6 protein-coding genes are annotated in these 13,374 nt (G+C 28.6%); 1 reads left to right on the forward strand and 5 read right to left on the reverse strand.

Annotation, left to right across the window (positions count from 1 at the left end; genetic code table 4):
* Window positions 1–2: 2 nt before the first annotated feature.
* On the forward strand, window positions 3–743 hold the full coding sequence (locus CJF60_RS03375) for a hypothetical protein (protein ID WP_095279141.1): 741 nt from the start codon (window positions 3–5) through the stop codon (window positions 741–743).
* 157 nt (window positions 744–900) lie between these two features.
* On the opposite strand, the gene CJF60_RS03380 is transcribed toward CJF60_RS03375, so the two are convergent.
* The 5 genes from CJF60_RS03380 to CJF60_RS03400 all read right to left on the reverse strand — a co-directional run bounded on the left by CJF60_RS03380 (window position 901) and on the right by CJF60_RS03400 (window position 13,170).
* The gene (locus CJF60_RS03380) at window positions 901–3,072 is read right to left on the reverse strand and encodes a lipoprotein 17-related variable surface protein (RefSeq protein ID WP_084232764.1); all 2,172 of its coding nucleotides are present in this window, start codon (window positions 3,070–3,072) and stop codon (window positions 901–903) included.
* A 289-nt stretch (window positions 3,073–3,361) separates the two neighbouring features.
* The gene (locus CJF60_RS03385) at window positions 3,362–5,560 is read right to left on the reverse strand and encodes a lipoprotein 17-related variable surface protein (RefSeq protein WP_084232765.1); all 2,199 of its coding nucleotides are present in this window, start codon (window positions 5,558–5,560) and stop codon (window positions 3,362–3,364) included.
* A 240-nt stretch (window positions 5,561–5,800) separates the two neighbouring features.
* On the reverse strand, window positions 5,801–8,023 hold the full coding sequence (locus tag CJF60_RS03390; protein WP_084232766.1) for a lipoprotein 17-related variable surface protein: 2,223 nt from the start codon (window positions 8,021–8,023) through the stop codon (window positions 5,801–5,803).
* Window positions 8,024–8,258: 235 nt separating this feature from the next.
* The gene (locus CJF60_RS03395) at window positions 8,259–10,457 is read right to left on the reverse strand and encodes a lipoprotein 17-related variable surface protein (RefSeq protein WP_084232767.1); all 2,199 of its coding nucleotides are present in this window, start codon (window positions 10,455–10,457) and stop codon (window positions 8,259–8,261) included.
* A 493-nt stretch (window positions 10,458–10,950) separates the two neighbouring features.
* Window positions 10,951–13,170 carry a lipoprotein 17-related variable surface protein gene (locus CJF60_RS03400; RefSeq protein WP_084232768.1) on the reverse strand — a complete coding sequence of 740 codons (2,220 nt, stop codon included), beginning with the start codon at window positions 13,168–13,170 and terminating at the stop codon, window positions 10,951–10,953.
* Window positions 13,171–13,374 lie beyond the last annotated feature (204 nt).

A 13,374-nucleotide genomic window follows, 5' to 3' on the forward strand; every position in this document is an offset into this window, starting at 1 on the left:
TAATGAAAAAGAATGAAGAAAAAAATCCTAAGAAATTTACTCCAAAAAGATTTAATGAAACTATTAAAACTCGCAAAGTTGATTATGATCTTCGAGAAGGCGATGTCAAGGAAGAATTTAGTTCTGATCGCAAGCAACTTCGTATTGTTTCTGAAGTATTTGGTGAATTTAGAGAACCTGAAGAAAAATTACCTATCGATATTGATGGAGGAGGAAAAACTGGTGGTGGAACAAAACCAGGTAATGGTGATGAACCTGAATGAAAAAAATATGCTGATTCAATCAAAACTGACTTAAGAGAAGAAATGGCTACCAATAGTCAAACATTAAGAGAAGAGTTTGCCGAAGGTAACCAAAAATTAAAAGAGGAGTTGCGTGAAGAGTTCAATGCTGGTAACCAAAAATTAAAAGAAGAACTGAGAGAAGAGTTTGCCGAAGGTAACAAGAAACTAAAAGAAGAACTGAGAGAAGAGTTTGCCGAAGGTAACAAGAAACTAAAAGAAGAACTGAGAGAAGAATTTAACGCAGGAAATCAAAAACTAAAAGAAGAACTTCGAGAAGAATTTAACGCATCAATAAATGCGCTTGACAAAAAAATGGATAAAAAATATGATGAACTTAATCAGAAAATAGACAAAAACTATAATGAACTTAATGAGAAAATTGATAAAAACTCTAAAGACCTAGCAGATGTTAAGAAAGCAGTTGACCAGATTTTGGAGATTTTAAAGAACAAGAAATAATTTTTATTTTGAAGATTTTGTTAACAGCAAAATATTTTTTGATGCCATGAATAAATCAATCTTTTAAAAACAGCATAATTTTTTGCTGTAGTTATCAAAAATGTAAAAAACAGAAGGTTTTCGCCTTCTGTTTTTGCTTGCTTTTAGTTTTTAAAAACTAAAGATCTTGTGTTTGTGCATAAGGAATGTTTAATGTAAATGTTTCAGAAACTAAGCTTCCATAATGAACAACAAAATCTCATTCACCAGCAAGTCCACCATTTTTAAAAATTAGAGTTGCTCCGTTTGTAAGTTCTGATAGACCTTTAATGCCAGCAGGCTCATCTCCATAATTTAATAAATTTGTTACATAGGCTTGGTAGGCAACCATCTGTAAAAGGCCTTGATCATCTAAAGTATTTCTAGGATTAGATTTTAAATATAAAACAAAGTGTTTTATACGGTCTTCATATTGGTTTTTATCGTTTTTATCATGATCGAGAGCGTGTTTAAAAACTTCAACAGCTTGATCTAAAACCTGTTTTTCAGTTAAAAATCCTGATAAGGTAATTTTTATAGGTTCTGATTTGACATTACCTTTTTTGAAGATCAATTCTAAAGTTACTGAGCCTTCTTTATTTAAAAAGTCAATAGTTTTTACTTCAGCATTGACACCTTTATCCTGATTAGTTCAACTTATTTTTTGCCCTTCAGGTAACTTGTCATTTAGTTTTTCGATGGTGTCAATATCTTGTAAACTAGCAACTCATTTAGCATCAACTTTTTCATCTTTTTGAGGTTCTCTGACTTGATAATCAAATTTATTAAACTCGTTATAAGCAAATAAAACTAAATTATGATCATCAGATAATTTATCGTTAAAACCTTCTAAAACTAATTCTTCTGTGCCAATAACTAAATTGCCAATACTGTATGTACCTAGAAGGTAGATTTTTTGGTTTTTATAATCAATTCCACCTTTGGTAGGATTAACTTCTAGTTTTAACTTAACATTGTTTGCAGTTGCTACTTTGTCATCAAAGATTTTTTGCACAGTCTCAATATATTTATTAGCAGTTTCTTTATTAGTGAAGGCAGGTTTAGTGATTTTGTCTTGTTCATTTCATTTTTTTAATGACTCATAATAAGTATCAAAAGCGATGCCAACAAGTTCTCTTCTGCTTAAAAAGTTGCTGATAGTTACTAATTTTTCTTCAGATCTAGCTTCACCTTTTACGAAAGTAATTGAGATAATAACTTCACCCTTGATGTCATCAGCACTAATAACTTTTACTTCGCCAGTTACACCTTCTTCTAGTTTAATTTTATTTTTTTCTAATAGTCTTGCTTGTAAATACTTATAAGCATCGTGATCAAAATATTGACTTTGCTCAAATTTTTGATTATCCAAAATAGTTGGTTTAAAAGCACTTGCTCTTAGGTGTGAATTAGAATTTACTTTTGCTCATTTTTCATGATCTATTCTAAATTCATTGCTGTGGCTTTTACGTGTACCATTTCAATCATGTATCATTCCTTCGGGAAAATATATGTCACCTCGATCTAAGGTTGCTTTTGTTAAAATAAAATTATTTACAGTTGCTTCAACAGCTTTTTCATTTCTGTCTAAATACTTTGTTTTAAAGCCTCTTACCTTGATAGTTTTTTCTCGTATTTGACCTAATTTTTCAAGTTTAACTTCAAAAACTGAAATACCTTTTGCAGTATCACTTTGTGTTCTTGTTATTGTTACATTGATATCTTTATCAAATGAAATAGGTTCACCAACTGTATTATTATTTCAAGATTCTAGTGAATTAATATCGCTTTTAGCAGGTAGTAATTGCTTATTAGAAGAATCTTTTTTTAGTTTTCTATCAGTAAATTTTTCTATTTCAGTACTTAAAAATCTTGCCACTCTTTCTCAGTCTTTGAGCGCAAAATTAACAATATTTAAATACCCTTCTCTAGTTGCAACAACGCCATTTTCTTCATAAGAAAATGACAGTTTTAAATTGATAACATATTCACTTGCGTTAGCAACTTCCATCTTTGTTATCTTTATACCACCCAGTAAATAACCTAAATAATCACCATCAGAAATTAAATTCAATAATTTGTTTTTGTAATCACTTGCGATTGATTCAAATTGAGATTTGACAACATCAACTTCATCTTTTACATTAGCAGTTCAACTTTTGTTAGTTAGTTCATTAACTATTTGTTTCAATTTTTCTTCTGCTTGATCTTGTTTGATTGATTGATCAATAGGTGCACAAGCAATTGCTGCAGTTGCAGTAACTACTGATGCAAGTGATAAACTAGTTACAATTAGAAATTTTTTTCTCATCTTAATATCAGCTAAATTTGTAAAGCAAATTTAGCAACTCCTTATTTTATATAAATATATTATAATCTTTTATAACGTTATAACCCTTATTTATGTCCAAAACTGTATTTTTTACGATAACTTCTAGAAAAGTGCTATAACAAAATTTATTTTTGATAGAGATTAAATCTATAGAAAAATCAAGATCACAAAAATAGCAATTTTCCAATTTTTGAAAATTGCTATTTGTTTTTTTTAAAATTGCATCTAATATTACAATTAAATCTTGGCTATTTTTATTTCTTAAAAACTAAATATTTTGCGTTTTAGGATGTGGAATATTTAGTTTGAAAACTTCAGAAATTAAACCACCATAATGAACAGTGAATTCTCATTCACCTGAAAGTCCACCATCTTTAAAGACTATAGTTGCACCATTTGCAAGCTTACTTAAACCTTTAATAGAAGCAGGCCCATCTCCATAATTTAATAAATTGCTAACATATGATTGGTAAGCAACCATCTGTAAAAGACCTTGATCATCTAGAGTATCTCTAGCATTGGATTTTAAATATAGAACAAAATTTTTCATGCGTTCTTCATATTTATTTTCACCATTTTTATCTTTATCCAGAGCATGTTTAAAGACTTCTACAGCATTATCTAAAACTTGTTTTTCAGTTAAAAATCCTGATAAATTAATTTTTATAGGTTCTGATTTGATGTCACCTTTTTTAAAGAATAACTCTAAAGTTAATGAGCCATCTTTGTTTGAAAAGTCAATAATTTTGACTTCAACTTCAACACCTTTATCCTGATTAGTTCAACTTATTTTTTGATCTTCAGGTAGTTTGTCGTTTAGTTTTTCAATGGTATCAATATCTTGTAAACTAGCAACTCATTTAGCATCAACTTTTTCAGTTTCTTTAGGTTCTCTAACTTGATAATTAAATTTATTAAAGTCGTTATAAGCCGTTAAAACTAAATTGCTCTCTTCAGATGGTTTATCGTTGAAACCTTCTAGAACAACTTCTGTTGTTTCTAAAACTAAATCTCCAATGCTATATGTACCTAAAAGATAGATTTTTTGATTTTTATAATCAATTCCACCTTTAGTTAAATCGACTTCAAGTTTTAATTTGACATCATTTGCATATGTTGTTTTATCATCGAAAATTTTTTGTAAAGTTTCGATATATTTATTAGCCGCTTGCTTGTTTGTAAAAGCAGGTTTAGTGATTTTGTCTTGCTCATTTCATTTTTTTAATGAAGTATTATAAACTTCAGAAGCAATATCAATAAGTTCTCATTTTTCTAAAAAGTTATCGATAGTTAATTGATGTTCTTCGGATCTGGCTTCACCTTTTACAAAAGTAATTGAAACAATTACTTCTCCGTTTATGTCATCTGCTTTAACAACTTTTACTTCTCCAGTTACTCCTTCTTCAAGTTTAATTTCGGCTTTTTCTTTTATTCTTGCTTGTAAATACTTATAAGTTTCTTTTTCAAAATATTGACTTTCTTCAAATTTTTTATTATCTAAAATAGATGGTTTAAAAGCGCCTGCACGTAGGTGAGAGTTCGAACTTACTAATGCTCACTTTTCAGGATCTCTAGTAAAATCATCGATGCCACTTTTAACTGGCGGATTGGGTTGATCATAATAGCCATCATCAATTCAACGGCTTCTTCTTGGAAAATATATATTCCCTCGATCCAAAGTCGCTTTTTCTAAGGTGAAGTTATTTACTGTTGTTTCAATAGCTTTTTCATCAGCATTTAAAACTTTTATTTTAAAGCCATTGACCTTAATAATTTTTTCTTTTTTCAGATAAGACTTTTCAAGTGTAATTCTGAAAAATGCAGATCCTTCTGTTGTATCGCTTGTGGTTTTTGTTACTGTTACGGTTATATCTTTTCTAATTGAAACTGCTTCGCCAACTGTATTATTGTTTCAAGATTCTAGGGAATTAATATCACTTTTAGGAGATAGTAATTGCTTATTAGAAGAATCTGCTTTTAATTCTCTATCAGTAAATTTCTTTAATTCAGAAATTAAAAATCTTTCAAGAATTTCGTTATCTTTAAGTTCAAAATATCATATGTGAATATTTACATCGTTAGCCGCAGTAACACCATTTTCTGTATAAGAAAGCGATAACTTTAAACTAATATCATCTTCTCTTCAATTAGTAACCTTAACATTAGTTATTTCTGCTTGATCTAGTAAATCTGTAAAGCGTTTTATTTCAGTCTTAGATATTAAATTCAGTAATTTATTTTTGTAATCGCTTGTGATTGCTTCAAATTTAGCTTTAACAATTTCTAGATCATCTCTATCTCTAACAGAAAAACCCTTGTTACTTAAATCCATAACTATTTTTTTCAATTTATTTTCTGCAATATCTTGTCTTATTGGTTGGTCTATAGGTTCACAAGCAATTGCTGCAACTGCAGTGATTGCTGTACCTACTGATAAACTAGTTACAATTAAAAATTTTTTTCTCATCTGAATTTTAGTTAAATTTGAAATTCAAATTTAGCTTCTCCTTTTTCTTAGCACATTATAGACTTTTATAAAATTAGTCAAACTATTTGTGTAATAAAGTCGAATTTTTACAAGAACTTTTTGCAAAAGTGCTATGGCAAAATTTATTCCTTTAAAAAAGATTTCAACCTACTTATTAATGAGAATTAAAAATAGCAATTTTTGAAAATTACTATCTTAATATTTATTAGTTTCATCTTTTTAAAACGAAATATTTTGGGTTTTTTCATAAGGAATTTTTAGTGTAAAAACATCAGAAACTAATCCACCATAATGAACAGTGAATTCTCATTCACCTGTAAGCCCGCCATTTTTAAGGACTAAAATTGCACCATTTACAAGTTTACTTATTCCTTTAATAGAAGCAGGCCCATCTCCATAATTTAATAAATTGCTAACATATGATTGGTAAGCAACCATTTGTAAAAGCCCTTTATCATCTAGAGTATCTCTAGCATTAGATTTTAAATATAGAACGAAATTTTTCATGCGTTCTTCATATTTATTTTTACCATTTTCATCTTTAACCAGTGCATGTTTAAAGACTTCTACAGCGTTATCTAAAACTTGCTTTTCAGTTAAAAATCCTGATAAAGTAATTTTCACGGGTTCTGATTTAATATTATCTTTTTTGAAAATTAACTCTAGAGTTAATGAACCATCCTTGTTTGAAAAGTCAATAGTTTTTACTTCAACTGCAACACCTTTATCTTGATTAGTTCAACTTATTTTTTGACCTTCAGGTAGTTTGTCATTTAGTTTTTCAATAGTATCAATTTGTTGCGAACTAGCAACTCATTTGCTTTCCACTTTTTCATTTTCTTTAGGTTCTCTAACTTGATAATTGAATTTATTAAAATCGTTATAAGCCATTAAAACTAAATTATTGTCTTCAGATAAGTTGTCGTTGAAACCTTCTAAAACAATTTCTGTTGTGTCTAAAACTAAATCACCAATGCTATATGTACCTAAAAGATAGATTTTTTGATTTTTATAATCAATGCCGCCTTTAGTTGAATCCACTTCTAGTTTTAACCTAACCTCATTTACATATGTTATTTTATTATCAAAAATTTTTTGCATAGTTTTGATATATTCATTAGCAGTTTGTTTGTTAGTAAAGGCTGGTTTAGTGATTTTGTCTTGCTCATTTCATTTTTTTAATGAAGTTTTATAAACTTTATAAGCAACGCTAATAAGTTCTCATTTTGCTAAAAACTGAGTAATAGTTAGTTGAATTTCTCCAGATCTTGCTTCACCTTTTACAAAAGTAATTGAAACAATTACTTCTCCTTTTATGTCATCTGCTTTAATAACTTTTACTTCTCCAGTTACACCTTCTTCAAGTTTAATTTCATTTTTTTCCTCTAGTCTTGCTTGTAAATATTTTGCAGTTTCTTTTTCTAAATATTGGATTTTTTTGAATTTTTTATTATCTAAGATGGTTGGTTTGAAAGCACCTGCCCGTGAGTGTGAATTAGATCTAGCTAATGCAAATTTTTTAGAATCTATAATAAGTGTTCTTGGTTCATTGGGATCATAATCATCAATAACATCCTGAAGTCTACCATTTATTCATTGATTATATGTGTTCTCCCAATCCAATGTCGCTTTTCTTAAAGTGAAGTTATTTACGGTTTTTTCAACTGCTTTTTCATCATCAGTTAAAACTTTTGTTTTAAAGCCACCGACCTTAACTATTTTCTCTTGTTTTTGATAAAAGCTCTCAAGTATAACTTTGAAAAAAGCCTCCCCTTCGGCTGCGTTGGTTTTGGTTTTTATTATAGTTACGGTTATATCTTCTCTGATTGAAACGGGTTCACCAACTGTATTGCTATTTCATGATTCTAATGAATTAATGTCACTTTTAAAGGCTAGCAGTTTCTTATTAGAAGAATCTGTTTTTAGTTCTCTATCAGCAAATTTATTTAATTCAGAAATTAAAAATTTTGTAAGAATTTCATATTGTTCAGGTGCAAAATTTCATATCTTAATCTCAGCTTCATTATTTGAAGTAAAACCGTTTTCCGTATAAGCAAGTGATAATTTTAAATTGATAATAGTTTCTTCTGATCCGATAACCTTAACATTAGTTATTTGTGCTTTATCTAGTAACTCTGTTAAACTTTCTGCATCAGTGTCAGAAAGTAAATCTAATAATTTATTTTTGTAATCACTTGTGATTGCCTTAAATTTAGCCATGACAGATTCAAGATCATCTCTTTTTTTAGCAGAAAAAAAACCTTTGGTATTTAAATTCTCAACTACTTTTTTCAACTTATTTTCTGCTGTATCTATCTTAATAGGTTGCTGCTCTATAGGTTTGTTAATGGGTTGGTCGATAGGCTCACAAGCAATTGCTGCAACTGCAGTAATTGCTACTCCTACTGATAAACTAGTTACAAGTAAAAATTTATTTCTCATATGAATTTTGCTAAATTTGAAGAGCAAATTTAGCACCTCCTTTTTTGATAAGCGAATTATAAACTTTTATAAAATTAGTCAAACTATTTATGAAATAAACCTGAATTTTTACAAGAATTTTTTGCAAAAGTGCTATGCCAAAATTTATGAATTTTATGCTTAAACACTAAGATTAAAAAATAGCAATTTTCAAAAAATTGCTATCTTAATATTTATTAGTTTTAATTTTCAGAAACTAAATTTCTTGAGTTTTAGCATAAGGAATTTTTAGTGTAAAAATCTCTGAAACTAGTCCACCATAATGAACAGTGAATTCTCAATCACCTGCAAGTCCACCATCAACAAAGACTAATATAGCACCATTTACTTGTTTTTCTAAACCATCGATGCGAGCAGGTCCATCGCCAGAATTAAGAAGTTTTGTAACATATGCTTGGTAAGCAACCATCTGCATAGTACCTAAATTATCTAGTGTTTGTCTAGGATTTAGTTTCAAATATAGAACATAGTTTTTCATTCTATTTTCATATTTGTTATTACCGTGTGCATCTTTTTCCATTACCTTTTTAAAGATTGCTACTGCGTGATCTAGAACTTGTTTATCAGTTAAAAATCCTGATAAAGTAATTTTTACAGGTTCTGACTTAGCACTACCTTTTTTGAAAATTAATTGTAAAGCAACTGAACCATCTTTGTTTACAAAGTCAACAGTTTTGACTTCAACCGTAACACCTTTATCCTGATTAGTTCAAGTCACTTTTTGATTTTCAAATAGTTTTTCATTTAGTTGATCAATAGTAGTAATTGTTTGTGAACTAGCAACTCATTTACCATCAACTTTTTCATTTGGCTTAGGATCTCTAACTTTATAATCAAGTTTTGTAAAGCTATCATAAGCTTCTTTAACTAGTTTTGAATCTTGAGATAAGTTGGCATTAAAGTTTTGTAAAACAACATCATTATCACCTAGAATTACATTATTCACAGTATATGTACCTAAAAGATTGATTTTTAGATCTTTATAGTCAATTCCACCTTTATTTGCATCGATTAGCAACTGAACTTTGACATTGTTAACATAGGCTCTTTTTTGGTCTAATACTTCTTGCATTTGTTCAATATATTTATTAGCCTCAACTTGATTACTAAAGCCTGGTTCATTAGTTTTATCTAGTAGATTTCATTCATTAACTAATGAACCATAAATTGCTTCAGCGAAAGTACCTAGTTCTTTTTGGTCTAAGAAATTCTTAATAGTTAATAACTTTTCTTCTGATTTAGCACTGCCCTTAACAAAAGAAATTGCTACAACTACTTCACCTTTAATATCATCAGAACTAATTACTCTAACCTCTCCAGTGACACCTTCTTCGAGCTTAATTTGATCTTTTTCTTTTAATTTAGCTTGTAAATGATCTGCTGTTTCTTTTTTAAAGTAGTCTGCTCTAGCAAATGTTTTAGTATCTAAAACAGTTGGCTTATAAGCACTTGCTCTTGAGTTTGAATTAGACATTGATAAAAGCCAATCAGGGTTTTTATCAAAGTCGTACTTAAGAATAGGTTTTGAACTATTTGTTCCCGTTGGATGTTTAATTCCTGGTTGTTCTACGATAAATGATTCAACTGTTAGTTTTTCTGCTCCACGATCAAAATTGGCAACTTTTAAATTAAAGTTGTTATAAGTTTGTTCAACAGCTTTTTCATCACTGTCAGGTGTTTTAATTTTGAAACCACTTACTTTAATATCTTTAGTTTTAGTTTCATTTTCTTTTGAAAGTGTTACTTTCAAAACGATACTTCCTTTTTCTGTATCACTTGAAACTTTAGTTAAACTTACAGCAACTGATGCATCGATTTCAACTGCTTCACCTACGGTATTAGTGTTATAAGTTGCTAGTGAATTAATATCTGAATTTGATGCTAATAATAATTTATTAGATGAATTATCTTTTAAATTTCTATCTGTAAATTTAGCAATTTCATCCTCTAATAATTTCTGAATTGCTTCGCTATTTTTAGCACCTAAACCAATAATTTTAATAGTAGTTTTATTAGTTGCTGATACGCCATCTTCTGTGTAAACTAGACCTAGATCAAGACCGATTGATTTAGTATTTAATGTTGTTACTTTGATACTTGTTATTTGTGCATCACCTAAAAACTGACTAAATTGTTCAGTATTTTTTACTAAACTTAATAAGTTGGTTTTATACTCTCCTGTAAATGCTTCAATTTTAGATTTAACTGCAGTATCAGTTTCTTTTTCTTTGATTGATAATTCAAAGTTGAGTAAATTAGTTGCAATTTTTTGCAAGGTAATTTCCACAGTTTCTTTAGCTGGTGGCTTATCAATTGGTGAACAAGCAATTGCTGCAGTTACAGCAATTACTGAACCAAGTGATAAACCAGTTGTGATTAAAAATTTTCTCTTCATTATTTTAAGACTAAAGTTACAAAGCAAATTTAGCCTTACCTCTCTTTTGGTTATTTATAAGTTTATAGTTATTTTTGATTTGTTAAAGTTTACTTATAAACTTAAAAAAGTAGATTCATAAAAACACTTTTTTCTTTCACTAAAATAACTACGTGCCAATTTTAAAACTTTGTCAAAATAGTCTGAAGATATTTTAAAACTTGGTTTATTTTGGAACTTTTAATTTCTTTGGGATTAAAATTTATTTAACCAAATTATTAACTTGGTTTATTAGTTGATAATAAAGAACTTTAAATGCTAAAAACCATGTTTATGGGGCTTTTTGGCTTAATATAACATTTAAAAACGTGTTAATAAATACGTTTACAAATGCTTTAAATGTTTAATCAAAGTAATTAAATTTACTACTTATATTTTTTTACTAACTTATTTTCCTAATTAGACCTAAATGAAAGAAAAAAAACAGAAAGTTTTTGACTTTCTGTCCTCAATTTTAAACAACATTAACTGGTTGAATAATTGCACCTTTAAATTGAGGTTTTGGAAGTTTAATACTAATTTCTTCAGATTCTAAACCGTTGTACATGACAACAAATTTAGCATTACCATTAAAATCTAAATGTTTAATTCTGACTAATGCAGTATTTCCTAATCATGATAAGCCCGGTATACCATCTGAAGGTGAACCAAAATTAATTAAGTTAGCAAAATAACTTCCAAAAATATTCAACTGTGTTTGAATATTTCTTTGATTTTCACTAGTTTGAGGTAGTGCTATATAAACAACAAATTCTTGAATCTTTTTATCAATAACTTTTACACCATCTTGATCTTTAGTTTCAAGCATTGCTTTAAAAGCATTTTTAGCAATATCAAAAACTTGTGCATCTATAAAAAAGCCTTTCAGTGTAACAGTAATAGGTTCTGAAATAATGTTGCCTTTTTTGAAATTAAACTGTAATGTAACTGATCCATTAACTCCGTTAAAACCAATAGTTTTAACATCTAAAATAACACCTTTATTTTTATTAGGTCATGTCATAATTTTATGATCTTGACTTAATTTTTCATTCAGTTCTTCTAGCGAATTAAAGTGTTGTCTACTAGGAATTCATAGTCCTCCTCTTGCTTCATTAACTGTATCACTAACAACAGGATTTCTCGCTTGTAATTCCTTAATATTAAAATTATTAGATGCTTCTAAAACTAGTTTTGCATCACCACTTAAACTATCATTAAAGCCTTGTAAAACAATTTTATTAGTTGCTAAAACTACATTATTTAAAATGTAAGTACCTATTAAATTAATTTCTAATTTATCATAATCAATGCCACCATTTGCAGTATCAACTGCTAACATTAGACTTACATCATTAGGATAAAACTTTTGATCATCAAAAGTTTTTTGCATTAATTCAATATATTTTAAAGCTGTTGCTTCATCGCTAAAACCGGGTTTTAAATTTTTATCTTGGCGATTTCACGTATCAACTAATTTACCGTAAATAGCGTATGCAAAAGAACCTAATTCTTTTTGATCTAAGAAATTTTTAATGGTTAAAAATTTCTCATCTGATTTAGCATCACCTTTAATAAAAGTAAGAGCAACAACTACTTCTCCTTTAATGTCATCTGCAGTTACTATTCTCACTTTTGCACTTACACCTTGTTCTAGTTTAATTTGATCTTTTTCCTTTAATCTAGCTTGTAAATGGTTTTTGATGTCGTTACTAAAATAATCTGCTTTAGGAAATGTTTTAGAATCTAAAACAGTTGGCTTGAAAGCACTTGCTCTTGAATTTGAATTAGACATTGATAAAAGTCAATCAGGGTTTTTCTCAAATCGATATTCATAAATAGTACCTGAGTCATTTCCTGTGTCTATCTCAACAAATGATTCAACTGTTAGTTTTTCTGCTCCACGATCAAAATTCGCAACTTTTAAAGTAAAGTTGTTGAAAGTTGTTTCAACATCTTTTTCATCAGCATTAAGTAACTTAGTTTTAAAACCACTTACTTTAATATCTTTAGATGAAGTTTCGCTTTGCTTTGTAAGTGTAACTTTAAAAATAGTTACTCCTTTTGTTGTATCACTTGAAACTTTAGTAAAAGTTACAGTAATAGAATTATCAACTGCAACAACTTCTCCACTTGTATTAATATTTCAAGTTTCTAAATTATTAATTGTTGTTTTAGATGGCAATAATTCTTTTTCTTTTGAAGTATCTTTTAAATCACGATCTGTAAATTTAGCAATTATAGTTGCTAGTTCTTCTTGAATTAAAGTACTTACTCTAGTTCCTAAACCAACAATTTTAATTGTTGTTTTATTAGTAGAGGTTTCACCTTCTTCAGTATATGAAAGTCCTAATTCAAGACTTAATGAAGTAGGACTTTGATCACTTACTTTAAGGCTAGTAATTTTTGCTTCACCTAAAAATTCACTGAATAATTTACCTTTTGTAGCTAGTTCAACTAACTTAGTTTCAAAGTCACTAGTGATTGCTTCAACTTTAGTTTTGATTACACTCGGTAAATCTTTGTCTTTAATTGTTAGTTCAAAGTTTTTTAAACTAGTTGCAATTTTAGCTAAAGTAAGTTCAACTGTATCTTTAATTAACGGCTTATCAATTGGTGAACATGCTATTGCTGCAGTTACAGCAATAGCAGAACCTAATGACAACACTGTTGTTATTAGAAATTTTCTTTTCATTATCTAAATTTAAATTTGTCTAGCAAATTTAAATTCCCTCTCTTTTGTTGTTTATAAATTTCTCTGGTTACCCTTAGTTTCTAAAATAAATAGTTTAGAAACTAAATTTAAAAGTAGTTTAAATTAAACTCCTTTAACTCTCTCTTATATAGTAAAGTAACAGGATATGATTTTAGACTTTTGTCAAAAAAGACGGGTGCTAAA

It is taken from the genome of Mycoplasmopsis agassizii (assembly GCF_002272945.1).
Classification (GTDB): domain Bacteria; phylum Bacillota_I; class Bacilli_A; order Mycoplasmatales; family Metamycoplasmataceae; genus Mycoplasmopsis_B; species Mycoplasmopsis_B agassizii.